18 protein-coding genes, 1 pseudogene and 1 riboswitch are annotated in these 24,564 nt (G+C 68.7%); of the genes and pseudogenes, 15 read left to right on the plus strand and 4 right to left on the minus strand.

Going from position 1 to position 24,564, the window contains the following annotated elements:
• Nucleotides 1-201 precede the first annotated feature (201 nt).
• Nucleotides 202-2,787, plus strand: a complete 2,586-nt coding sequence (gene clpB, locus AC3ARF_RS02725; RefSeq protein WP_498930058.1) for an ATP-dependent chaperone ClpB — start codon at nt 202-204, stop codon at nt 2,785-2,787.
• 200 nt (nt 2,788-2,987) lie between these two features.
• Here the strand turns inward: clpB and AC3ARF_RS02730 are convergent, their stop codons facing one another.
• Complete coding sequence (locus AC3ARF_RS02730; protein WP_498930060.1) at nt 2,988-5,369, minus strand: TonB-dependent receptor plug domain-containing protein; 2,382 nt, start codon at nt 5,367-5,369, stop codon at nt 2,988-2,990.
• 137 nt (nt 5,370-5,506) lie between these two features.
• A riboswitch (cobalamin riboswitch) is annotated at nt 5,507-5,750 on the plus strand.
• Between the two features lie 116 nt (nt 5,751-5,866).
• Between AC3ARF_RS02730 and btuB the strand changes: the two genes are divergently transcribed.
• From btuB to AC3ARF_RS02785, 11 genes are read left to right on the plus strand one after another with little or no spacing between them, the layout of a single operon-like run.
• The gene (btuB, locus tag AC3ARF_RS02735) at nt 5,867-7,729 is read left to right on the plus strand and encodes a TonB-dependent vitamin B12 receptor (RefSeq protein ID WP_498930062.1); all 1,863 of its coding nucleotides are present in this window, start codon (nt 5,867-5,869) and stop codon (nt 7,727-7,729) included.
• Between the two features lie 27 nt (nt 7,730-7,756).
• Nucleotides 7,757-8,338, plus strand: coding sequence for a hypothetical protein (locus tag AC3ARF_RS02740; protein WP_498930064.1), 582 nt, complete (start codon nt 7,757-7,759; stop codon nt 8,336-8,338).
• A gap of 2 nt (nt 8,339-8,340) precedes the next feature.
• Entirely contained in the window at nt 8,341-8,967 is a 627-nt protein-coding gene (gene cobO, locus AC3ARF_RS02745; protein ID WP_498930066.1) for a cob(I)yrinic acid a,c-diamide adenosyltransferase, read from the plus strand.
• A gap of 4 nt (nt 8,968-8,971) precedes the next feature.
• A complete protein-coding gene (locus AC3ARF_RS02750; RefSeq protein ID WP_498930068.1) occupies nt 8,972-10,273 on the plus strand; it encodes a cobyrinic acid a,c-diamide synthase CobB in 1,302 nt (433 codons plus the stop codon).
• Nucleotides 10,270-11,205: an adenosylcobinamide-phosphate synthase CbiB gene (cbiB, locus tag AC3ARF_RS02755; RefSeq protein ID WP_498930070.1), complete on the plus strand. Its 936-nt coding sequence runs from the start codon at nt 10,270-10,272 to the stop codon at nt 11,203-11,205. Before AC3ARF_RS02750 ends, cbiB begins: the two co-directional genes overlap by 4 nt.
• Nucleotides 11,198-12,178: a threonine-phosphate decarboxylase CobD gene (gene cobD, locus AC3ARF_RS02760; RefSeq protein ID WP_498930072.1), complete on the plus strand. Its 981-nt coding sequence runs from the start codon at nt 11,198-11,200 to the stop codon at nt 12,176-12,178. The genes cbiB and cobD overlap by 8 nt, the downstream gene beginning before the upstream one ends.
• Nucleotides 12,175-13,677, plus strand: a complete 1,503-nt coding sequence (locus AC3ARF_RS02765) for a cobyric acid synthase (RefSeq protein ID WP_498930074.1) — start codon at nt 12,175-12,177, stop codon at nt 13,675-13,677. Before cobD ends, AC3ARF_RS02765 begins: the two co-directional genes overlap by 4 nt.
• Complete coding sequence (cobU, locus tag AC3ARF_RS02770; protein WP_498930076.1) at nt 13,665-14,186, plus strand: bifunctional adenosylcobinamide kinase/adenosylcobinamide-phosphate guanylyltransferase; 522 nt, start codon at nt 13,665-13,667, stop codon at nt 14,184-14,186. The genes AC3ARF_RS02765 and cobU overlap by 13 nt, the downstream gene beginning before the upstream one ends.
• Nucleotides 14,183-15,247 carry a nicotinate-nucleotide--dimethylbenzimidazole phosphoribosyltransferase gene (gene cobT, locus AC3ARF_RS02775; protein ID WP_498930078.1) on the plus strand — a complete coding sequence of 355 codons (1,065 nt, stop codon included), beginning with the start codon at nt 14,183-14,185 and terminating at the stop codon, nt 15,245-15,247. The genes cobU and cobT overlap by 4 nt, the downstream gene beginning before the upstream one ends.
• Nucleotides 15,244-15,861 (plus strand): histidine phosphatase family protein, encoded by a 618-nt coding sequence (locus AC3ARF_RS02780; RefSeq protein ID WP_498930080.1) that lies wholly within the window; start codon nt 15,244-15,246, stop codon nt 15,859-15,861. Before cobT ends, AC3ARF_RS02780 begins: the two co-directional genes overlap by 4 nt.
• Entirely contained in the window at nt 15,855-16,586 is a 732-nt protein-coding gene (locus AC3ARF_RS02785) for an adenosylcobinamide-GDP ribazoletransferase (protein ID WP_498930082.1), read from the plus strand. The genes AC3ARF_RS02780 and AC3ARF_RS02785 overlap by 7 nt, the downstream gene beginning before the upstream one ends.
• A gap of 24 nt (nt 16,587-16,610) precedes the next feature.
• On the opposite strand, the gene ybaL is transcribed toward AC3ARF_RS02785, so the two are convergent.
• The gene (gene ybaL, locus AC3ARF_RS02790; RefSeq protein WP_498930084.1) at nt 16,611-18,314 is read right to left on the minus strand and encodes a YbaL family putative K(+) efflux transporter; all 1,704 of its coding nucleotides are present in this window, start codon (nt 18,312-18,314) and stop codon (nt 16,611-16,613) included.
• Between the two features lie 136 nt (nt 18,315-18,450).
• Here ybaL and AC3ARF_RS02795 point away from each other — a divergent pair.
• Nucleotides 18,451-20,040, plus strand: a pseudogene (locus AC3ARF_RS02795) (ABC-F family ATP-binding cassette domain-containing protein); the annotation flags it as partial.
• Nucleotides 20,041-20,429: 389 nt separating this feature from the next.
• Here the strand turns inward: AC3ARF_RS02795 and AC3ARF_RS02800 are convergent.
• Nucleotides 20,430-21,140, minus strand: a complete 711-nt coding sequence (locus AC3ARF_RS02800) for an SIMPL domain-containing protein (protein ID WP_498930086.1) — start codon at nt 21,138-21,140, stop codon at nt 20,430-20,432.
• Nucleotides 21,141-21,377: 237 nt separating this feature from the next.
• Between AC3ARF_RS02800 and AC3ARF_RS02805 the strand changes: the two genes are divergently transcribed.
• Nucleotides 21,378-21,686, plus strand: coding sequence for an FmdB family zinc ribbon protein (locus AC3ARF_RS02805; protein ID WP_498930088.1), 309 nt, complete (start codon nt 21,378-21,380; stop codon nt 21,684-21,686).
• A gap of 3 nt (nt 21,687-21,689) precedes the next feature.
• Here the strand turns inward: AC3ARF_RS02805 and AC3ARF_RS02810 are convergent, their stop codons facing one another.
• On the minus strand, nt 21,690-22,604 hold the full coding sequence (locus AC3ARF_RS02810; protein ID WP_498930090.1) for a DUF3011 domain-containing protein: 915 nt from the start codon (nt 22,602-22,604) through the stop codon (nt 21,690-21,692).
• Nucleotides 22,605-22,785: 181 nt separating this feature from the next.
• On the opposite strand from AC3ARF_RS02810, the gene aspS reads away from it, so the two are divergent.
• Complete coding sequence (aspS, locus tag AC3ARF_RS02815; RefSeq protein WP_498930092.1) at nt 22,786-24,558, plus strand: aspartate--tRNA ligase; 1,773 nt, start codon at nt 22,786-22,788, stop codon at nt 24,556-24,558.
• Nucleotides 24,559-24,564: the final 6 nt, after the last annotated feature.

A 24,564-nucleotide genomic window follows, 5' to 3' on the forward strand; every position in this document is an offset into this window, starting at 1 on the left:
CCACCCGAAGCCGACGCTGCTGCTGTCGCTGTCGGGGAAAGACCGAAATGTGTCCGATTTGAGCCCGATCAAGTGCCGCTCGCCCAAACCCTCGACACTCCCTGAACAAGCCTTGAAACACGCTTGATTACCGCGGCCCCCAGCCGCATCTGCAAAGCATCGCGGCCTGTCGGCTGCCCATGACTTGAAAGGGGAAACCCCATGCGGATGGACAAGCTCACCTCGCGCTTCCAGCAGGCGATTGCCGATGCGCAGTCGTTGGCCGTCGGGCGCGACCACAACTTCATCGAACCGGTGCACCTGTTCACCGCGCTGCTCGACCAGCAGGGCGGCAGCACGCGGCCACTGCTGGCGCAGGCCGGCGTAAACGTGCCACTGCTGCGGGAACGTCTGGGCGAAACGCTGGAAAAGCTGCCCAAGGTCACCGGCCAGGCCGGCAACGTGCAGGTGGGCAACGACCTCGGCCGCCTGCTGAACGTTACCGACAAGCTGGCGCAGCAGCGCGGCGATGCGTTCATCGCCAGTGAGCTGTTCGTGCTGGCGGCGCTGGAGGACAGCGGCGATCTCGGCAAGGCACTCAAGGCCGCCGGCGGCAACAGACAGAAACTGGAAGCGGCGATCGACAAGATCCGCGGAGGCGAGAGCGTGCAATCCGAGAATGCCGAAGACCAGCGCCAGGCGCTGGAGAAGTACTGCATCGACCTGACGGCGCGCGCCGAGAGCGGCAAGCTCGACCCGGTCGTGGGACGCGACGAGGAGATCCGCCGCACCATCCAGGTGCTGCAGCGCCGGACCAAGAACAACCCGGTGCTGATCGGCGAGCCGGGCGTGGGCAAGACCGCCATCGTCGAAGGGCTGGCGCAGCGCATCATCAACGGCGAGGTGCCCGAGGGCCTGCGCGGCAAGCGCGTGCTGAGCCTCGACATGGGCGCGCTGATCGCCGGCGCCAAGTTCCGCGGCGAGTTCGAGGAACGATTGAAGGCCGTGCTCAATGACCTCGCCAAGAACGAGGGCCAGGTGATCCTGTTCATCGACGAGCTGCACACCATGGTCGGCGCGGGCAAGGCCGAGGGCAGCATGGACGCCGGCAACATGCTCAAGCCGGCGCTGGCGCGCGGCGAACTGCACTGCATCGGCGCGACCACGCTGGACGAATACCGCAAGTACGTGGAGAAGGACGCCGCGCTGGAGCGTCGTTTCCAGAAGGTGTTCGTTGGCGAGCCGAGCGTGGAGGACACCATCGCCATCCTCCGCGGGCTGAAGGAGAAGTACGCCGTGCACCACGGCGTGGAGATCACCGACCCGGCGATCGTTGCCGCGGCCACGCTGTCGCACCGCTACATCGCCGACCGCCAGCTGCCGGACAAGGCCATCGACCTGATGGACGAGGCGGCCAGCCGCATCCGCATGGAGATCGACTCCAAGCCGGAGGAACTGGACCGCAAGGAACGCCGGCTGATCCAGCTCAAGATCCAGCGCGAGGCACTGAAGAAGGAGAAGGACGAGGCCAGCAAGCAGCGCCTCGCCGACCTGGAAAGCGAGATCGCGACGCTGGAGCGCGAGTTCAACGACCTGGAGGAAGTGTGGAAGGCCGAGAAGGCCACCCTGCAGGGCGCGACCAAGATCAAGGAACAGATCGAGGCGGCCAAGCTCGAACTGGAAGCCGCGCAGCGCAAGCAGGACTTCGCGCGCATGAGCGAGATCCAGTACGGCACGCTGCCGACGCTGGAAAAGCAGCTTCATGCCGCGCAGGAGGCCGAGACCAAGGGTTTCACCCTGCTGCAGGACAAGGTCACCGCCGAGGAGATCGCGGAGGTCGTCAGCCGCTGGACCGGCATCCCGGTCAGCAAGATGCTGGAGGGCGAGCGCGAGAAGCTGCTGAAGATGGAGGACGTGCTGCACGGCCGCGTGGTTGGCCAGGAGGAGGCCATCAAGGTGGTGTCCGATGCGGTGCGTCGCTCGCGCGCCGGACTGAGCGATCCCAACCGGCCCTCCGGTTCGTTCCTGTTCCTCGGCCCGACCGGCGTGGGCAAGACCGAGCTGTGCAAGGCGCTGGCCGAGTTCCTCTTCGACAGCAGCGATGCGATGGTCCGCATCGACATGAGCGAGTTCATGGAGAAGCACGCGGTCAGCCGCCTGGTCGGCGCGCCCCCGGGCTACGTCGGCTATGAGGAAGGCGGTTACCTGACCGAGGCCGTGCGTCGTCGTCCCTACAGCGTGATCCTGCTGGATGAGGTGGAGAAGGCGCACCCGGACGTGTTCAACATCCTGCTGCAGGTGCTGGACGACGGCCGCCTGACCGACGGTCAGGGCCGCACCGTGGACTTCCGCAACACGGTCATCGTCATGACCAGCAACCTCGGCAGCCAGATGATCCAGGACCTGGCCACCGACGACACGCCCGAAGGCTACACCCAGATGAAGGCGGCGGTGATGGGCGTGGTGCAGAGCCATTTCCGGCCGGAATTCATCAACCGCCTGGACGACATCGTCGTATTCCACCCGTTGGACAAGGCGCAGATCCGCGAGATCGCCAAGATCCAGCTCAAGGGGCTGGAAAAGCGGCTGGGCGAGCGCGGGCTGAAGCTGGCCCTGTCCGACGGTGCGCTCAACCTGCTGGGCAACGTCGGCTTCGACCCGGTGTATGGTGCGCGGCCGTTGAAGCGTGCGATCCAGCAGCAGCTGGAGAACCCGCTGGCGCAGCGCATCCTCTCCGGCGAGTTCGTCAACGGCGACACGGTGCAGGTGGAGGCCGAGGGCGGGGCGCTGGCGTTCCGCAAGGGCTGAGCCGAGGCGCGGGGGGTTGCTTGCCCGTGACGCACGTCGCGGATGAGCTGACCCTCCATTCTTCCCGACAATACGAAGCTGAAAACAAACGGCCCGGGCTCTCCCGGGCCGTTTCCGCTTGGCATGACCTTTCGTGCTGCATGTCGCGCGGATTGCTGCGGGTTACGCCGCGAGTGCTTCCGTTCGCCGCCTGACACCGCTCACCACTTGTACGCCACCCGCCCGTACACGAACGCGCCGTTGAAGCCGAACGGCGACAGGTTGCTGTACGGGAACTGCCCGTTGGTCGAGTTGGCGAAGCTGTTCTCGTCCGGGTACTCGTTGAGCAGGTTGTCCGCGCCGAGGGTGAAGGCCCAGCGATCAAGCTTGTAGGTGGCCGCTGCATCCAGCAGCCACTTCGCGCCGAAGGTCTGATCGTTGGCCGGGTTCGACGGACGCGTGGTCACGCTGCCGTAGCGGGTTGCGCCCACGTTGAAGCCCCAACTGGCGAAGTCCCACGTGGCCGAGGCCAGGAACTTGCTGCGCGGGAAGCCTTCCTCGATGCGGCTGCGCTCGGTGCGGTCGATGCGCTCCAGGTTGAGACCGTTGGCCGACAGCTCGGGCGGGTTGGGGGCGACCCGGGTGATCTCGGTCTTGGAGTAGTTGTAGCCGCCGGTCAGGTCGAGGCTGCCGCCGTCGAGCGCGAAGCGGTAGCTGCCGACCACGTCCACGCCGCGGCTGCGGGTGTCAATGGCATTGGTGAAGTAACGGCCGCCGTTGACACCAAAGATGCCCTGCGACTCGAGCAGTGCACGCACCGCGGTGCCGGTGAGGTTGGACGACAGCACGATGCGGTCATCGACATCGATCTGGTATGCATCGATGGTCACGTACAGCGCGTCCAACGGCTGCAGCACCAGGCCCAGGCTGTAGGACAGCGACTCCTCCGGCTTCAGCGGCTCGGCCCCGAAGGCCTGCGCGACCGGGCTGCTGGCGGGGAAGGTGCGGATCTCGAACGGATCGGGGATGCCCGCCAGGAACACCGTGCTCACCGTCTGGAAGTTCTGCTGCGCCAGCGACGGCGCGCGGAAACCGCTGGACACCGTACCGCGCAGCGCAACCGCATCGCTGAAGGCATAGCGCGCCGACACCTTGCCCGAGGTCTGGTTGCCGAAGTCGTCGAAGTCCTCGAAGCGCACCGCCGCGCCGGCCGAGAAGCGGTCGGTGAGGTCGGCCTCCAGGTCCACGTAGGCGGCCCAGCTGTCGCGATCGTACTGGCCCGACACGCTGGGCGCGAAGCCGCCGAAGCCCTGCGCGCCGCCGGGCTTGGTCCGGTCCACCTGCGCGTACGAGCCGTACTCGCCCGGCGACTGGTTCCACTTCTCGTTGCGCAGTTCGGCACCGAACGCCAGCGTCACCGGGTAGGCCAGGCCCCAGTCCAGTGCCTTGCTGAAGTCGGCGTTGAGGATGTTCTGCGTGGTCTCCAGCGCGCCGTCGTAGAACGCGGTCGGTGAGGTGGGCCCGAGGCTGGCGTTGAGCGTGTTGCGGGTGAAGAACTCGAGGTTGTTGTAGCCGTGGTTGAAACTCACGTCCCACTTGAAGTCGTTCGTGGTCTGGCCGCGCACGCCGGCGACGAGCGAGCGGTCGCGCGAAACGTTGTTGATCTCCGGCAGGAATCCATCGGGGTAGATCGACAGGATGTTCTGCGTGGGGTTGTTGGGCGCACGGAAGAACGCGAACGAGGTGATGTCGCGGTTGCTGATCGCGCTGAACGCGTAGGCGCTGATGCTGTCGCTCAGGTCGAATTCGGCGTTGAGCGAGATCGCGCCGAAATCCACGTCCGGATCGCCGATCACGAACGCCTTCTGCCCGAGTTCTGGCTGGGATGGTCCGGGTGTGCCGGCGAAGGGCCGCGCGCGGTTGGTGCGGTCCTGCGTGCCGACCTGTGCGGCCACGTTGAGGAAGCCACGTCCGCCAAGGTCGAAGGTGTTGTCGCCGGCCAGCTGCGCCTGCTCGCCGTCGCCGGCCGAGTACTGGCCCACGGTGGCGGTGACGCTGCCCCCCTGCTCGGCGCCCTTGAGCACCACGTTGATCACGCCGGCGATGGCATCGGAGCCGTACTGCGCCGAGGCGCCGTCGCGCAGCACTTCCACGCGGGCGATGGCCGAGACCGGGATGGTGTTGAGGTCCACCGGCGCCGAGCCGCGGCCGATGGTGCCATTGAGGTTGAGCAGCGAGGACGTGTGGCGGCGCTTGCCGTTGACCAGCACCAGCACCTGGTCGGGCGAGAGGCCACGCAACTGCGCCGGGCGGATCGCGCTGGTGCCGTCGGTCAGCGCCGGGCGCGGAAAGTTGAGCGAGGGCAGGGCGCGCGCCAGTGCGCTGGCCAGCTCCGTGGTGCCGGTGGCAGTCAGCGCCTCGGGGGTGATGATGTCGATGGGCGAGAGCGACTCGGCCACGGTGCGGTCGGAGACGCGGGTGCCGGTGACGATGACCTGGTCGAGGGTCTTGGCGTCGCTGTCGGTGGTCGGCGCGGTCTGCGCGAATGCGGCCGGGGCGACAAGGGCCAGCGCGATGGCGGCGGTGAGGGGCAGGCGGGTCATGGAGGTTCCGGGTGTGGGGTAGGCCAATGATTAACCGGACCTTCACGCACATTCAATATCCATCCGGATGAAGCGATATATCCTTTAGTCATATCCGACTCGTCCGTGGGCACCAGGCGCGGTGGCGCGGGGATGCTAGACTTTCACCTGCCTGAGGTGACCGCCGGCCAAGCCGGTGGTTGAAACGGGAATCCGGTGCGCCCGCCGTCTGGTTGATGGCCGTGGCAATTCCGGAGCTGCCCCCGCAACGGTAAGCGAGGTGACCCAGGACGGGTCGGGACCGGCGAATGCCACTGTGCCAAGGCACGGGAAGGCGCCGCGCCCCGGATGCACGTGCATCCACCCGCAAGCCCGGAGACCGGCCACTGGCTTTACCCGACATGCGGTGGGCGATGTCACGGGGGCCATGCACGCGCGTGGCGTCTGCGTCCTTTCTTGCCGCCTGTCCATTCCTCACGTTTTCCGCGCGGGCAGGCGCGGCCAAGGAGCAGTACCCGATGGTTTCCCGTAATTCCCGTACCCGCCGCAACGTGCTGGCGGTATCGCTGGCGTTCGCCGCCACCCTGACCGCCGTGCCGGCCTTTGCCGAAGGCCAGGCGACCGACCTGGACGGCGTGATCGTCACCGCCACGCGCACCGCCCGCACCCAGGACGCCACCCTGGCCGCGGTCACCGTGATCGACCGCGAAGAGATCCAGCGGCTGCAGCCAGCGTCGCTGCAGGAGCTGCTGCGCAAGGTGCCGGGCGCCTCCATCGCCAACAACGGCGGCGCGGGCAAGGAAAGCTCGATCTTCCTGCGCGGCACCGAATCCGACCACGTGCTGGTGCTGATCGATGGCCTCAAGGTCGGCTCCGCCACGTCCGGCAAGGCGGCGCTGCAGGACATCCCGGTCGAGCAGATCGAGCGCATTGAAGTGGTGCGCGGGCCGTTCTCCAGCCTTTACGGCTCTGAGGCCATCGGCGGCGTAATCCAGATCTTCACCCGCCGCCCGCAGGTGGCGTTCTCGCCCAGCTTCAGCGCCGGGGCCGGCAGTGACGCCACCTACAAGGCCACCGCGGGAGTGGAAGGCCGCGGCGAAAAGGGCTGGTACGCGCTCAACCTCGCGCATGACACCACCGACGGCTTCAATGCCTGCTACAGCCCCACTGGCTGCTTCGGCTACGACCCGGACATCGACGGCTACACCAACAACTCCGTCTCGGCGCAGGGCGGTTACGCGTTTGGCGATGCGCTGAACGTGGACCTGCGCGCGCTGCGCGCCGAGGGCGAGAACGAGTATGACGGCAGCATCTACGCCGGCAACGAGGCCAAGACCGTGCAGCAAACCGGCGGTGCGCGCGTGCGCTACCGCGCCGGGGACATCGCGACGGTAACGCTGAACATTGGCCAGAGCCAGGACAAGAGTCGCCAGTTCTACAACAGCGTCTACCACAGCCTGTTCCGGACCGACCGCGACCAGGGCGCATTGCAAGCTGACTTCAACCTGACCGGTGGCACCCTCACGACCGGGCTCGATTGGGTCCGCGACGACGTCGAGAGCGATACCCCATACGCCGGGACCGAGCGAATCACCCGCGCCGCATTCGCGCAATGGCAGCAGGCGATTGGCGCGCATTCGCTGCAGGCCAGCGTGCGCCGCGACGACAACAGCCAGTTTGGCGGCAAGACCACCGGCAGCGCGCTGTGGGGCTGGGACTTCACCGAGGCGCTGCGCCTGACTGCCAGCTACGGCACCGCGTTCAAGGCCCCCACGTTCAACGAGTTGTATTTCCCGTTCTACGGCAACCCCACGCTGACGCCGGAAACTTCGCGCAGCGTCGAGCTCGGCCTGCGCGGTGAGCACGGCTGGGGTGAGTGGTCGGTCAACGCGTTCGAGACGAATATCGATGACCTGATCGGCACCTACTGCACGCCGACCTGGGAGTGCTACGCCATCAACGTCGATGAAGCGCGTATCCAGGGCGTCGAGCTGACTGCGGGCACCGAACTGGCGGGCTGGGACCTGCAAGGCAGCGCTTCGTGGATCGATCCGCGCAATGAATCGACGGGTCTGGACCACGGCAACATCCTGCCGCGTCGCGCCCGCGAGACCGCACGTTTGGATGCCGACCGCCGCTTTGGCGATTTCAACGTCGGCGCCAGCGTGACCGCTGCGGGCGAGCGTTACGAGAACCTGGCCAACAGCCATCGTCTGGGCGGCTATGCGACCACTGACCTGCGCGCCGGCTACGCGTTCAACCCGTCGTGGCGCGTGAACCTCAGCCTCAACAACGTGTTCGACAAGCAATACGAGACCGCGGCGTACTACAACCAGCCTGGCCGCACCTGGATGCTGACCCTGCGCTACGCGGCGCAGTAATCCCACCGTGACAAGGAGATCCGTAGGATGACGTCCCTGAGCAACCGCAATACCGTCGTGATGATCGCAGCGCTGGCGGTGCTGATGTGCATGACCCGTTTCAGCCACTTCGGCACCGCCATCCACCTGCCCGATGCGTCGATGGCCGTGTTCTTCCTCGGCGGCCTGTACGTGCGCCGGCACCTGGCGTTCTTCGGCTATGCGGCTTTGGCGGGCGCACTGGACTTCGCGTCCGTGCGCTACGCCGGTACCAGCGACTTCTGCATCACGCCGGCGTACTCGTTCCTTCTGCCGGCCTATGCGGTGCTGTGGTACGCCGGTCGCCTGTACGCCGATCGGTTGCAGGCCACGGCGGGTTCGCTGGTGGCGGCCGCCGGCGTGGCGCTGGTCGCCAATGTGCTGTCGTTCGTGATCTCCAACGGCGCGTTCTACTGGCTCGGTGGCCGTTACGCCGAGCCACACTTCGCCGAGTACGTGTCACGCCTGGCGCACTGGGCGCCGATGTTCGTGCGGACGTCGATGGCGTATGTGGGGGTCGCACTGGTGGCGCACCTGGTCGTGGCGCGGGCGTTGGGCCAGCGTGACGCCAGCCGCATGGCCGGGCTCTGACCATGCGCGAGGATGTGCTGACGCCCGAAGAGCGCTACCGCGAGCGGGCGCAGCGCAAGAAGGAACTGGTGGACCGCCGGATCGCGCGGGCCACCACCGACCGCGGCGTGGTGGTGGTCAACACCGGCAACGGCAAGGGCAAGAGCTCGTCGGGCTTCGGCATGCTCGCGCGCTCGCTGGGGCATGGCTTCCGCTGCGGCGTGGTGCAGTTCATCAAAGGCAGCTTCAGCACCGGGGAGGACCTGTTCTTCCGCACCATGGGTGAGGCCTTCGCTGATCGGCTCGAGTACCACGTGATGGGCGAGGGCTTCACCTGGGAAACCCAGGACCGCGAACGGGACATTGCAGCGGCGCAAGCGGCTTGGTCCGTGGCGGCAAGGATGCTGGGCGACGAGGACGTCGACTTCGTGCTGCTGGATGAGTTGAACATCGCGCTGGTCAAGGAGTACGTTGGCGTGGAACAGGTGCTGGCGGCGCTGGCGGCCCGTCCGCCACGCCAGCACGTGGTGATCACCGGTCGTGGTGCGCCCGATGCACTGGTTGAGGCCGCCGACACCGTGACCGAAATGCGCCTGGTCAAGCACGCGTTCAAGGCGGGCATCATGGCGCAGAAGGGCATTGAGCTCTGAGCGGATGAGCACGCAGCATTGCCCCGCATTGCTGGTCTCCGCGCCCGCCTCGGGCCAGGGCAAGACCAGCGTGACTGCCGCCCTGGCGCGCTGGCACGTGCGCCAGGGGCGGCGGGTGCGGGTGTTCAAGACCGGGCCGGATTTCCTCGACCCGATGGTGCTCGAGCGCGCCAGCGGCGCCCCGGTCTACCAGCTCGACCTGTGGATGAACGGCGAGGCCGACGTCCGTGCGCGCCTGCACGCCGCCGCATCCGAGGCCGACCTGATCCTGGTCGAAGGCGTGATGGGGCTGTTCGATGGATCGCCTTCGAGCGCGGACCTGGCGACCACGCTCGGCTTGCCGGTGCTGGCGGTGATCGACGGCTCGGCGATGGCACAGACGTTCGGCGCGCTGGCGTTGGGTCTGGCGAGCTACCGCGAGGGATTGCCCGTGTATGGCATTGCAGCCAATCGCGTGGGCAGCGATTACCACGCAACGCTGCTGCAGCAGAGTCTGCCCGGGAATCTGCAGTGGCTGGGCGCGCTGCCACGCGATCCAGCGCTGGCCTTGCCGGAGCGTCATCTGGGCCTGGTCTCCGCAGGCGAAGTGGGTGGCCTCGACCGCACGCTGGATGCACTGGCGGACGCGTGGGCTGGCCACGCGAGCACGGCATTGGCCCCCAAGGTGGGGTTTGCGGCTCCGTTGCAGACACCGGACGACAGCATCCGCGGATCGCTCGCGGGCCTCCGCATCGCCATCGCCCGTGATGCGGCCTTCTGCTTCCTGTATCCGGCCAACCTGGATCTGCTGCGTGCGGGCGGCGCGGAGCTGCGCTTCTTTTCGCCGCTGGCGGGTGACACGCTGCCCGAGTGCGATGCGGTATGGCTGCCCGGCGGTTATCCCGAGCTGCACCTGGACGCGCTGTCGGCGCGCAAAGACCTGCATGCTGAGCTGCATGGCCATCGCGATGCGGGCAAGCCGCTGCTGGCTGAATGCGGCGGCCTGTTGTTCGCCCTGGACGCGCTGGCCGACCGTGAGGGTGGAGCGCACCGCATGGCCGGCCTGCTGCCAGGCCATGCACGGATACAGCCGCGGCTGGCCGGGCTCGGCCTGCAGGAAGTAGCGCTGCCCGAGGGCACGTTGCGCGGCCACACCTTTCATTACGCGCAGGCCGATATCGCGGCCCCCGTCCTCGCCATGGCCTCCAACCCCAACAGCGGGCCCAGTCGCGAAGCGGTGTATCGCGACCAGCGCATGACCGCGAGCTTCGTGCACCTCTATTTCCCGTCCAATCCCGCCGCCGCGGTGCGGCTACTGCAGCCATGAGCGCCGCGTTGGTCGCCACGGCAGCGCTGCTGGTGGATGCCGGCATCGGCGAGACGCCGCGCCTTCACCCGCTGGTGGGCTTCGGGCGGTGGGCGCGTGCGATCGAGGGTGCGATGCATGCTGACCGACGGGTCTCCGGGCTGTTGGCATGGGGCCTGGCCGTGCTGCCTCTGGTGAGCGTGGTGGCTTGGGCCGCGCACGCGTTGCAGTTGCGCTCGCCCGGCTGGGCAATGGCGCTTTCGACCCTGCTGCTTTACCTGGCGGTGGGGCATCGGAGCCTGTGGGAACATGCGAACCCTATCGCCACCGCCCTGGCATCGGGCGACGTGACCGCGGCCCGTGCCGCCGTGGGTCAGGTGGTCAGCCGCGACACCGCCGGCCTTGACGCAACCCAAGTGGCCGGTGCTGCCACCGAGTCGGTCCTTGAGAATGGGTGCGATGCCGTATTCGGTGCGGTGTTCTGGTTCGTGCTGCTCGGCGCGCCGGGCGCGGTGCTGTATCGCCTGGCGAACACGCTGGATGCGATGTGGGGCTATCGCACGCCGCGTTACACGCGGTTTGGGTGGGCAGCGGCACGCATCGACGATGCCATGAACTACGTGCCCGCGCGGCTGACTGCGGCAACGTATGCGATTTGCGGCGACGCCCGACTTGCGTGGCGATGCTGGCGGGCGCAGGGCCACCGTTGGAAAAGCCCCAACGCCGGCCCGGTGATGGCCGCGGGTGCAGGCGCCATCGGCGTACGCCTGGGCGGGCCCGCGCCCTACCACGGCACGTGGTTCGATCGGCCTGAACTGGGCGGCGGCGCAGCCCCCGATGCCGCGTCCATCGAGGCCGCCCTGCGCCTGGTGCGCCGCGGCGTGCTGGTGTGGTTGCTCGCGTTGTGGATCATCGCGGCGGTGCTGCCACTGACGGTGACGCGACATGCTTGAGCACGGTGGCCGCCTGCTGCGCGCCGCGCGGCAGTACAACATTCCCGTGTCCGAATGGCTGGACCTGTCGACCGGCGTGAACCCTGACAACTGGCCAGCTCCCGCGATACCGGCGCGCGCGTGGCATCGGTTGCCGGAGGACGACGACGGGCTGGTGGAAGCGGCGCGCCGCTACTACGGGGCACCGCACGTGCTGCCCGTGGCCGGCTCGCAAGCGGCGATCCAGTGCTTGCCGCGGTTGCGCCCCCGTTCGCGCGTGGGCGTGCTGGCGCCCGGCTACGCCGAGCATGCGCACGCCTGGGAGCAGGCGGGCCACGCCGTAGACCGCGTGTCGGCAGAACCATTGCTGGAGTCACAGGCGCAGTTCGATGTGATCGTGCTCATCCACCCGAACAATCCGGGCGGAGAGACGTTCGGCCGCGCGTCGCTCCTGCGCCTGCGCGATGCCCTGCATGCGCGGGGAGGCTGGCTGGTGGTGGATGAGGCGTTCATCGACGCGACACCCGAAGCGAGCGTGTGTGCCAACAGCGGCGATGGCTTGATCGTGCTGCGCTCGGTAGGAAAGTTCTTTGGCCTGGCCGGCGCGCGCGCAGGCTTCGTGTGCGCCGCGCCCGACCTGCTGCAGTCCTTGCGTGATGTGCTGGGGCCGTGGACGCTGAGCGGGCCCACCCGCCACGTGGTGCAGGCGGCGTTCGCCGACGTCGCCTGGCAGGCCACCGCGCGCGCCCAGCTGCACCAGCGCAGTGCGCGATTGGCGGCCCTGCTGCGTTTGCACGGGCTGGCACCCATCGCGGGCACGGCCTACTTCCAGTGGTGCCGCGATGCGCGCGCCGCACACCTGCACGATGCGCTGGCGCGCCGGGGCATCCTGGTCCGCCTGTTCGACGCGCCGTCGAGCCTGCGTTTTGGTTTGCCACTGAACGACGCGGACTACGAACGCCTCGGCCATGCCCTCGGCGAGGAACTGCGATGAGCGCACGGGTGCTGATGGTGCAGGGCTGCACTTCCGACGCTGGCAAGAGCGCGCTTGTGACTGCGCTGTGCCGCTGGGCGCATCGGCGCGGCGCACGCGTGGCACCATTCAAGCCGCAGAACATGGCGCTGAATTCGGCGGTAACCGTCGACGGTGGAGAGATCGGCCGCGCGCAGGCGGTGCAGGCCCAGGCCTGCGGGCTGCCACCGCACACCGACTTCAACCCCGTGCTGCTCAAGCCCAACACCGATACCGGTGCGCAGGTCATCATGCACGGGCATGCGGTGGGCAACATGGATGCGGTGGGCTACCACCAGTACAAGCGCGTGGCCATGGAGGCGGTGCTGGCCTCGCACCATCGTCTGACCACGGCGTACGACGTCGTCCTGGTGGAAGGCGCCGGCAGTCCAGCGGAGATCAACCTGCGCGAGCGCGATATCGCCAACATGGGCTATGCCGAAGCGGTGGATTGCCCGGTGCTGCTGGTGGCGGACATCGACCGTGGCGGCGTTTTCGCGCACCTGGTAGGCACCCTGGCGCTGCTCTCGCGTAGTGAACAAGCCCGCGTGGTCGGCTTCGTGATCAACCGCTTCCGCGGCGATCTTGCATTGCTGCAACCGGGGTTGGACTGGTTGGAGCGCGAAACCGGAAAGCCGGTGTTGGGCGTGCTGCCTTACCTGCAGGGCCTGCACCTGGAAGCGGAAGATGCGTTGCCGCGCGCCTCTGACATGGCCACGGCCGGCGCACTGCGCGTGGTCGTGCCGGCGTTGCCGCGCATCAGCAACCACACCGACTTTGATGCGCTGCGCGCACACCCGCAGGTGCACCTGGTGTTCGTGGGGCCGGGACAGGCGCCGCCGCACGCGGACCTGATCGTGCTGCCCGGGTCCAAGTCCACCCGGGCGGACTTGGAATGGCTGCGTGCCCACGGCTGGGAGGCGGCCATCGCCCGTCACCTGCGCTACGGCGGCAAGCTGCTGGGCATTTGTGGCGGCTTCCAGATGCTGGGCCGCGCCGTGCATGACCCACGGGGGCTGGAAGGCGAGGCCGGAAGCAGCCGGGGATTGGGCTGGCTGGAGGCGGAAACGACGCTGGCCCCGCGCAAGCAACTGCGATTGGCGCAGGGCCAACTTGGGCTCGATGGCCCCGACGGCGCGGCGAGCGCCGCCGACTCGGTACCCATCCGCGGCTATGAGATCCACTGTGGCGTGACCACTGGAGCCGGGCTGGCGGCGGCGCCGGTGCAGCTGGACGACGGTCGCATGGACGGCGCCCGGTCCGCCGATGGACAAGTGGTCGGCACCTACCTCCATGGCCTGTTCGATGCACCGGAGGCGCTGGCGGCCTGGCTGCGCTGGGCCGGGCTGCGCGACGCCGCGCGCATCGACGTGCACGCCCTGCGGGAGGCGAGCATCGACCGCCTGGCCGATGCCGTGGAGGCCCATCTGGACACCCACCTGCTCGCAACGCTCATGGGACTTCACGCATGCAAACCCTGATCCTCGGCGGCGCCCGCTCCGGCAAGAGCGGGCTGGCGGAACGACTGGCGACGGCCTCCGGCCGCGAGGTCGTGTACATCGCCACCTCGCAGCCTGGAGACGGCGAAATGGCCGAGCGCATCGCCCACCATCGTGCGCGACGTCCGGCCCACTGGGACTGCGTGGAGGAGCCTTTGGCCCTCGCGTCCGCGCTGCGCACCAGCGCGCGCCCTGATCGCGTGCTGCTGGTGGACTGCCTGACCTTGTGGCTCAGCAACCTGCTGGGCGACGCCGACCCCGCCCGCTTCATCGCCGAGCGCGACGCGCTGCTCGCGACCTTGCCGGCCTTGCCGGGCGACGTGCTGTTCGTCAGCAATGAAGTCGGCCTGGGGATCGTCCCCATGGGCGAGTTGACCCGACGCTTCGTCGACGAGGCCGGCCGCCTGCATCAATCGCTGGCCACGCATTGCGACCGTGTGTTGTTTGTCGCCGCAGGCCTGCCGCACACCTTGAAGGGAACCCCCGCATGACCTTGCACTGGTTGGAGGCCGCGTGCGCGGCGCCTGACGCCACGTTCGCCGAAGCCGCGCGCGCGCGGCAGGGCGTGTTGACCAAACCCGCCGGCTCGCTCGGCGGGCTGGAAGCGGTTGCGATCCAGCTGGCGGGCCTGCAGCGTTGCGCCGAGCCGGCGGTGGATCGGGTATGGATCAGTGTGTTCGCCGGCGACCATGGCGTGGCGGCCGAGGGCGTGTCCGCGTTCCCGCAGGCCGTCACCGGCGAGATGGTGCGCAACTTCGCGAGCGGCGGCGCGGCGATCAGCGTGCTCGCGCGGGAATTGGGCGCCACGCTCGACGTGGTCAACCTCGGCACGGTCAATGACCCGGGCGACATCCCGGGCGTGACACGCCGCATCATCGCGCCCAGCACGGCCAACCTGTGTGACGCCCCGGCGATGACGTTGGGGCAACTGGAAGCCGCGCTGGCGGCAGGCGCGGCAAGCGTGGCGCAGGCACGCGGCGCCGGGACGCAGTTGTTCATCGGCGGCGAGATGGGCATTGCCAATACGACGCCGGCGACCGCGTTGGCGTGCGCGCTGCTGGGCGTCGAAGCCAGCGACCTGGCGGGCGCGGGCACCGGACTCGACCCTGCGGGTGTCGCGCGCAAGGTGGCGGTGGTCCAGTGTTCGCTGGCGCGCCATCGCGACGTGGGCAACGCAGGGGACGCGGCGGCGGCGATCGAATACCTGCGTCGCCTGGGCGGCTTCGAGATCGCCGCGCTGACTGGCGCTTTCGTGGCCGCGGCGCAGGCTCGCGTTCCCGTCCTCGTCGATGGTTTCATCACCACTGCAGCCGCGCTTGCCGCGGTGCGGATCAACCCGGGGGTGCGCGAGTGGCTGCTGTTTGGCCACCGGTCTCACGAACGCGGCCACGCACGACTGCTGGAAGCGCTTGACGCACAACCGCTGCTCGACCTGGGCCTGCGGCTGGGAGAGGCGAGCGGCGCCGCCACGGCGGTGCCGTTGCTGCGCCTGGCGTGCGCGCTGCACAACCAGATGGCGACCTTCGCGCAGGCCGGGGTATCAGCGCCGTGAACGACTTCGCCTTCGACCTGCTCCGCCATGGCGACACCGGGCAGCGCAGTTACCGCGGCCAGCTGGACGATCCGCTCACCGACGTCGGCTGGTCGCAGTTGCGCGCCGCCGTGGACGGCCACCAGTGGGACCGCATCGTGTCCTCGTCGCTGTCGCGTTGCGCCGCTTTCGGGGCCGAGCTGGCCGCCGCGCGCGGCGTGCCGTTGCACCTTGATGACCGCCTGGCCGAGTACCACTTCGGCCACTGGCAGGGCGTGCCGATCGAAACCCTGGCCGAGGAGCAGGGCGATGCGCTGGGTCGCTTCTGGGCCGATCCGGTGGCCCATCCGCCGCCGGGCGCGGAGACCTTCCATGCCTTTGCGGTACGGCTGTCGCAGGCGCTGGACGCGGCGCGCGGCCATGCCGGGGAGCGGGTGCTGGTGGTGACCCATGGCGGCGCCATCCGCCTGCTGCGTTGCCTGGTGGAGGGGCGCAGTTATGGCGACATGGCGGGTATCGACGTGCCGCACGCCTCGATCCATCGGCTGCCGTGGCCGCCATCGGCCCGCGTGTTGCCGGCGCAGCTTCCGGCAACCCGGTCCAGCGCTCTCCCCGACGCCGTCGTTCCATGCTGAAACCACTGCTCTTCGCCCTGGGCTTCCTGACCCGATTCCCGGTGCCCTCCGGCGTATTCGGCGACACCCGCGCACAGGCGCGTTCACTGGCGTACTACCCTCTGGTCGGCGCGATCCTCGGCGGTGTACTGGTCGCCCTGGCCGGGGTGCTGCGCGACGCACCCGGGCTGCTTTCCGCCGCGTTGCTGCTGACATGGTGGGTCGCCAGCACCGGCGCGTTGCATCTGGATGGCCTGGCCGATACCGCGGACGCCTGGGTCGGCGGCATGGGTGACCGCGAGCGCACGCTGGCGATCATGAAGGATCCCCGTAGTGGTCCCATCGCAATTGCGGTGGTCGTGCTGGTGCTGCTGCTCAAGTTTGCCGCGCTGGCCAGCCTGCCCATGGGGGCTTGGGGTGGCCTGTTGCTCGCTCCACTGCTGGCACGCGCCGCGCTGACGCTGGCCTTTGTCACCACCCCCTATGCCCGCAACCAGGGGATGGGTAGCGGATTGCGCGAAGCGCCGCGCGGCCAGTGTGTGACCGTGGTGGTGTTGGCGGCGGCCGCAACGGTCGCTTTTGGCAGCGCTGGCCTGCTGGCACTGGCGGCCGCCACAGCGGTGTTCGTGTTGTGGCGCCGTGCGTGCATGCGGCGCCTGGCCGGATTTACCGGCGACACCGCGGGCGCGCTGGCCGAGTGCGTCGAAGCCGCGGTTGTGGTGGTCTGGGTGCTCGCGGTGGGCTGACTGGGGCGGCGAAGTCCCCGCCGGTCAGGCCACGGCAGGTGGCAGGTGGTGGCCGCCCCGATAGGGAGGGGTGGCCATCACCATCTCCGCCAGGCTGTGCGCCAGCTCGCGTTCGGCCATCACCGCGCCATCCGCGCCGCGCTCCAGCAAGTGCTTGACCTCCCCATCGCTATGCGCGCGCGCGACGATGGTGAGCGCCGGGTTGATCGCGCGCAGCCGCGCGATGATCTCCCCCGCCTCCAGCACGTTGGGAATCGCCAGCATCACCGTGGTCGCACGTTCCGGCGCCGCTTCGCGCAGCACCGGCTCGCTCACCGCATTGCCGCGGATCGCCGGGATGCCATTGGCACGCGCGCGCGCGATCAGGTCGACGTCGGTGTCGATCACGACGACCGGCACGCCACGGTCGGTCAGCAGCCGGCCCAGTTCGCTGCCCACGCGGCCATAGCCGATGGAGATGACGTGCCCCTTCAGGTCCTCGGGGATGCCTGGAGCCAGATGGTCGGCCAGGTTGGCGGCGTCGGCCGCCTTGCGCCGCGCCTGCAGCACTTCCCGCGAGCGCGCGCGGTCCAGCCAGGCGAAGATCAGCGGGTTGGTGATGATCGACAGCAGCGCACCAGCCAGCACCAGGTCGTGGCCTTCGCGCGGCAGGATCTCCAGTTGCATGCCCAGTGCCGCGAGGATGAAGGAAAACTCGCCGATCTGCGCCAGGCTGGCCGAGATCAGCAGTGCGGTTGAATGGTCCTTGCCGAAGGCGCGCACCAGCATGTAGGCGGCGGCCGACTTGCCGAACACGATGATCGACCAAACCGCCAGCACCTGCAGCGGTTGTTCAACCAGGATGGACGGGTCGAACAGCATGCCCACCGAGACGAAGAACAACACCGCGAACGCATCGCGCAGCGGCAACGTCTCGGTGGCCGCCTGATGGCTGAATTCCGATTCGTTGAGCAGCATGCCGGCGAAGAACGCACCCAGCGCGAACGACACCCCGAACAACTCGGCCGAGCCGAACGCCACGCCCAGCGCGATGGCCAGCACGCACAGGGTGAAAAGTTCGCGTGAGCCGGTGCCCGCTACACGTTCGAGTACCCACGGGATCACTCGCTTCCCGACAAGCAGTATCACCAGCAGGAATGCGCCCACCTTGAAGATGGTGGCGAAGATCGCCTTCCATACCGATACCGCATCGGCCTGCTCCCCAGTCAACAGGCCCGACAGCGCCGGCAGCAGCACCAATGCCAAGACACACGCCAAGTCTTCGACGATAAGCCAGCCAACGGCGATCTTGCCTTTGCCGGTATCCAGCATCCGGCGCTCTTCCAGCGCGCGCAGCAGTACCACGGTGCTGGCGCATGACAACGAAATGCCGAACACGATGCCAGCCCCGTGCGACCAGCCCAGCAACCGCGCCAGTCCCCAGCCCAGCACCGTGGCCACGGTGATCTGCAGCACCGCGCCAGGCAGGGCAATGGCCTTGACCGACAGCAGGTCGCGCAGGGAGAAATGCAGGCCCACGCCAAACATCAGCAGGATCACGCCGATCTCGGCCAGCTGCGGCGCCAGCGTCTGGTCGCCGACGAACCCCGGGGTGAACGGCCCAGCCACGATGCCCGCTATCAGGTAGCCCACCAGCGGCGACAGCCGGAGCCGTTGCGCGATGGTGCCAAAGATGAACGCCAGCACGAAGCCGGCAACGAGGATCGCGATCAGGGACGTATGGTGCATCGGCTCTCCCAAGGCCAAGAGGTACAGGTATAGGGGTTGACTGCGACCTTCACAACCCGGACGCAGGCCAACGAGCCCGATCCGGCAAGGTCACGCGCTTGGCCCGGTCGGCAGTGTGGCCACGTACAATGTCGCCATGATTGCCTTCCGAGATTTCGCCCTGCGGCGTGGCGAACGCCTGCTGCTGTCCAACGTCGACCTCGCACTGCACGCCGGCTGGCGCGTGGGCGTGATCGGCCGCAACGGCACCGGCAAGTCCTCCCTGTTTGCCGCCATCCAGGGCGAGGTCGAGGCCGACCGCGGCGACATCGACGTGCCTGCGCGCGTGCGCATCGCCAGCGTGGCGCAGGAGACCCCGGCGCTGGACGAGCCGGCACTGGAGTTCGTGCTCTCTGGCGACGCGCAGGTGCACAAGGTCATCCTCGCCGAACGTGCGGCCGCGGAACGTGAAGACTGGGAGGCCGTGGCCGAGGCCCACCTTCGGCTGGCCGAGCTCAACGGCTACGACGCCACCGCGCGCGCCGGCAAGCTGCTGCACGGCCTGGGCTTCTCACCGGATACCCACGAGCGCGCAGTCAAGGAATTCTCCGGCGGCTGGCGCGTGCGCCTGAACCTCGCGCGGGCGCTGATGACGCCGTCGGACCTGCTGCTGCTCGACGAGCCGACCAACCACCTCGACCTCGACGCGGTGCTGTGGCTGGAGCAGTGGCTGCTCAAGTACCCCGGCACGCTGCTGATGATCTCGCACGACCGCGAGTTCCTCGACGGCGTGTCCACCCACACCATCCACCTCAACGAAGGCAAGGCCAAGCTGTACGTCGGTGACTACACCGCCTTCGAGCGCCAGCGCGCCGAGCAGCTGCGCCAGCAGCAGATCGCGCACGAGAAGGAGCAGGCCGAGCGCGAGCACCTGCAGAAGTTCATCGACCGCTTCAAGGCCAAGGCCAGCAAGGCCAAGCAGGCGCAGAGCCGCATGAAGCGCCTGGAAAAGCTGGCCGGCACCGAGGCGGTGCGTGCCGAGCGCGCGCTGCACATCGATTTCCCGGCCCCGGCCAAGCTGCCGCATGCGCTGCTGCGCCTGGTCGATGCCGATTGTGGCTACGGCGAGCACGTGGTGCTGGAGAACGTGGGCTTCATCCTGGAGGCCGGCGACCGCGTCGCGCTGCTGGGCCCCAACGGCGCCGGCAAGTCCACCCTGGTCAAGTCGCTGGTCGGCGAGATCCCGCTGCTCACCGGCGAGCGCGGCGGCCATCCCGACCTGCGCATCGGCTACTTCGCCCAGCACACCGTGGAGTCACTGCATGAAGGCCGCAGCCCGATCGACCACCTGGGCGACATCGCCCCGGGCGTGGCGACCCAGCAATTGCGCGACTTCCTCGGCAAGTGGCAATTCCCCGGCAACCGCGCGTTCGAGTCGGTCGATGGCTTCAGCGGCGGCGAGCGGGCGCGACTGGCGCTGGCGATGATCGCGTGGACCCAGCCCAACGTGCTGCTGCTCGACGAGCCGACCAACCACCTCGACCTCGACATGCGCGAGGCCCTGGCCGAAGCGCTTTCAGACTTCGACGGGGCCATCGTCATGGTCAGCCACGACCGCCACCTGATCGGCCTGGTGTGCGACACCTTCTGGCGCGTCGCCGACGGCGTCGCACAGCCGTTCGACGGCGACCTGGATGCCTACGCCAGCTGGCTGCGCACGCGCGACAGCAGCAACGACGGCAAGTCGGTGAAGCAGGCGAGGGCGGCGAAGGGGGGCAAGGGCGCGGACGCGATCGACGTCGCGATGCCCGCGGTGGCCGAAACCGCGGCCGTCGCCAGCGCGCGCCCGGGGGCCACGGCACCGGCCGCGGCAGGCAAGCAGCGCAAGACCAACCCGATCAAGCTCGCCCAGGCCGAGGCGCGCGTGACCGAGCTGGAGTCCAGGCTGCACGCCATCGACATGGATCTGGCCGACCCCACGCGCTACACCGACCTGCCGTCGCTTTCGCGGCAGCGCGACGCGTTGGCCGCGCAGCTGGCCGAGGCCGAGGAAGCCTGTCTCGCCCTTTACGAAGGGGCGTGACCCCGGCGCGGACCTTCGGCAGACGTGCTACGGCGCCGGGCGGGTGCGGAGCCTCAATCCTTGAGGAAGTACTCCACCGTTGTCACCACCCGCACGGTCTTGACCTGCGGGCTGCCGCGATCGCGGTCGCTGATCGACACCACGCCCTGGTTGGCACTGCGGATGCCCGCCAGGCGGGCGCCGGAATCCTTGGCGAACTGCTCGGCGGATTTGCGTGCGTTGGCCGTCGCCTCGGCGATCAAGGCCGGCTTCACCGCGTTGAGCTGGGTGTAGTCGAAGGTGGGGTCGCTGCCCCCGCCTTCCTGGCCTCCGATCAGGATGCCGCGGCTGACCAGTTCGCCGGTGCGGCGCAGCGCGGCGATGGCGTCGGCGACGCGGGTGGTGCGCAGGGTGACGGTGGTGGAGTAGCGGAAGCGCTCAGGGGGCCGGTTCTCGCCATAGGCCCACGCCCAGCGATCCTCCAGCCGCGGCGGCGAGACGACGATCTCGTCCGCCTTGAACCGGGCCTTGGCGAAGAATTCGCGGATGGTCGCGGTATTCGCATCCATCGAACGCTGCACCTGCGCGAGGTCGTTGCCGCTGACCGTGTGCGACAACGGCCACACCACCAGGTCGGCATCGACGATCTTCTCCGCTGATCCCTTGACCGTGACAAAGCGGTCCTGGGTCTTCAGCCGGGCCATGCCCTGCGCGGCGAACCAGCCGGCCACCGCCAGGCCCAGCGCCAGCACCACGGCGGCCGCGAGCGAACGGGATGCAGTCATTGCGCGTCTCCTTGCGAGCGTGAAGCTCGAGCATAGCGATTCCGGCTGAACCGCGGTCCGCCACGGCCGCGAGACGGCGGGCGTGTATCGTGGCGCGGCGCGGCAATGGCTTGATTCTGGCCCTTCGTGCCCTCATGCCACGGAGCAGGCACCTCGCCGCACGCGATGCCTCCACACCTTCCGCGGTGCCGTACCTGCCAGGCCGGCGCGCCGCCCCACGCCAACCAGTTGCACGCCATGCCCATCTACGCCTTCGAATGCGCCGCCTGCGGCCACAACTTTGACCGCCTGCAGAAGATGTCCGATGCGGACCCCACCGATTGCCCGTCCTGCGGAGCGCCCCAGGTGCGCCGCCAGCTGACCGCGCCCCAGTTCCGATTGGCCGGCGGCGGCTGGTATGAAACCGACTTCAAGAAGGATGGCGACAAGAAGCGCAACCTCGCCGGCGAGGGAAGCTCGGGCGCCCCCAAGGCCGGTGACGCCAAGCCTGCCGAGTCCAAGCCCGCCGAGGCGAAGCCGGCTGCCAAGGCCGCCGGCACCGACTGACCGTCAGCGCGCGCCGAACCGGGCCCGGCAGCCGCCACTGACCCAGAGGCCGACGCGCTCGTCATACCCCCAGTTGTGCCGCTCCACGCAGCGGGTCGTGGACAGCAGCTCCAGCACATAGGGACGGCCCCGGCTGCGGTCCCAGGCACAAGTGGTGTGCCCGGGGCCGCTGGCAATGCAGGTGACCGAATAGGCCCCGTAGTTGGGGCCGCCGGGACCCCAGCCTTGACCTTGCCCCGGTCCGAATACGCCGCGGCAGCCGTCGTCCACCCACACCTCGCCGCGGCTGGAACCCCAGGTGCGACCCTGGGTGCAGGGGGCGCTGGACAACTGGCGCTCCAGGCGGGAGCTGCCCCGCCACGGTGTTGGGCAGGTCTTCTGGCGTGAGCCGGTGCTTTCGCAAACCACCCGGTTGCCACCGGTCCCGGGCGCGTCGTGGGCCTCGGCAAACCCGCCCCGGCAACCGTGGTCCACGTAGACCTGGCCCCACTGCGACTGCCAGCTGCGGCCTTCCACGCAATCGCCACGCGACAACTGCCGCACGAGCCGGGACTGGCCCTGCCACGGCGTGCGGCAGGTGCGCCCGCGCCCGTCCAGGCTTTCGCAACGGATGGTGTGCGCGCCACTGGATGGCGGGGGCGCGCTGCCGCGCAGGGATTCGGCGATGTCGGCCTTGATCCGGCTGAAGCCCCAGTTGGAGCGGCTGACCTGGTCCAGGTAGAAGCGCAACTGGTCGTCGGGAATGCGCCTGCCGCCCGACTGGTCCTCGTATTCCAGGCTGATGACGCGGACCTGGTCGTTGTACGACAGGGTCCGCAGGTTCTCCGGCGCATAAGCGCGGGGGGCCTGCGCCAGTCCAGGCGATGCCAGCGCGAGCAGGCACAGGGTTGCGACCATCAAGAGCAGGATGCGGTGCATGGGCGTCTCCTCCGATCATCCTTACGGCGGGCTGCATGCCGGGCGGCCAAGGCGCCCGCGCCGCCCGGGTCTCCCGGCGGTGGCGCAAGTACGGCGCGGGAACAGTTAAAATGGCGTGTTTGCCGGCGCCGCGCCGGCCCTGCGGCCCCGCCGGCCGCCGCTACCCCACCCGGAGCTCTGCATGCGTACCCACTTCTGCGGCCTCGTCGACGAGGCGCTGATCGGCCAGACCGTCACCCTGTGCGGCTGGGCCGACGTCGCCCGCGACCTCGGCGGCCTGTGCTTCATCGACCTGCGCGACCACGAGGGCATCGTCCAGATCGTCGCCGAGCCCGATGCGGCCACCGCCGGCAACGCCGAAGTCATCGCCGCCGCCGCGGCGGTGGGTTATGAGGACTGCCTTCGCATCACCGGCGTGGTGCGCGCGCGCCACGCGGTCAACGACAAGATCCGCACCGGCAAGGTGGAAGTGGTCGCGACGAAGATCGAGCTGCTCAACAAGGCCGAGCCGCTGCCCTTCCACGCCCACGAGAACCCGGGCGAGGACATCCGCCTCAAGTACCGCTACCTCGACCTGCGCACCCCGGCGATGCAGCGCAAGATGCGCACGCGCACCAGGCTCGTCTCGGCGCTGCGCCACTACCTCGATGCGCGCGGCTTCCAGGACATCGAGACCCCGATCCTGACCAAGGCCACGCCGGAAGGCGCGCGCGACTTCCTGGTGCCGGCCCGCATGCACCCAGGCGAGTTCTACGCACTGCCGCAGTCGCCGCAGCTGTTCAAGCAGATCCTGATGATGGCGGGCTTCGACCGCTACTACCAGATCGCCCGCTGCTTCCGCGACGAAGCCCTGCGCGCCGACCGCCAGCTCGAGTTCACCCAGCTCGACATGGAGTTCGCGTGGGTCGCCGAACGCGACGTGCAGGACCTCACCGAGGACATGATCCGCCACGTCTTCCGCGAAGTGATGGACGTGGAGTTGGCCAGCGAGTTCCCGCGCATGACCTACGCCGAGGCCATGCGCCGCTATGGCTCGGACAAGCCGGACCTGCGCATCGCGCTGGAGTTTGTCGATGTCGCCGAGCTGGTGAAGGGCTGCGAGTTCAAGGTCTTCACCGACGCCGCCGACGATGCCGATGGCCGCGTGGTCGCGCTGCGCATTCCGGGCGGTGCGTCGCTGTCGCGCAAGCAGATTGACGAGTATGCCGCCCATGCCGCCAAGTACGGCGCCAAGGGCGTGGCGTACGTGAAGCTGGACGAGGCCGGCGCGGTCAATTCGCCCATCGCCAAGTTCTTCAGCGAGGACGCGTTCAAGGCGCTGCTGGAGGCCATCGGCCTGCGTAACGGCGACATCGCCTTCTTCGGCGCCGGCAAGTACAAGACCGTCAGCGACTTCATGGGCGCGCTGCGCCTGAAGGCCGGCAAGGACTTCGACCTGGTCGCCGACGGCTGGGCGCCGCTGTGGGTCACCGACTTCCCGATGTTCGAGTGGGATGACGAGGAGGGCCGCTACGTCGCGCTGCACCACCCGTTCACTGCGCCGGCCGTGGACTCCATCGAGGACCTGCGCGCCAACGCCAAGACCGCCGTGTCGCGTGGCTACGACATGGTGCTCAACGGCAACGAGATCGGCGGCGGTTCGATCCGCATCCACAACTCGGCGATGCAGTCGGCGGTGTTCGAACTGCTCGGGATCGGCGCCGAGGAGGCCGCGGGCAAGTTCGGCTTCCTCCTCGACGCGCTCAAGTACGGCGCGCCGCCGCACGGTGGCATCGCCTTCGGCATCGACCGCATCGCCGCGCTGATGGCCGGCAGCGAGTCGATCCGCGACGTCATCGCCTTCCCCAAGACCACGACTGCGCAGTGCCTGATGACCGATGCGCCGTCGCCGATCCCCGACGCGCAGCTGGCCGAAGTGCACGTGCAGGTGCGCCCCAAGGCTTCCAAGGAGTAAGCAGCC

Source organism: Lysobacter sp. KACC 24251, assembly GCF_057747755.1.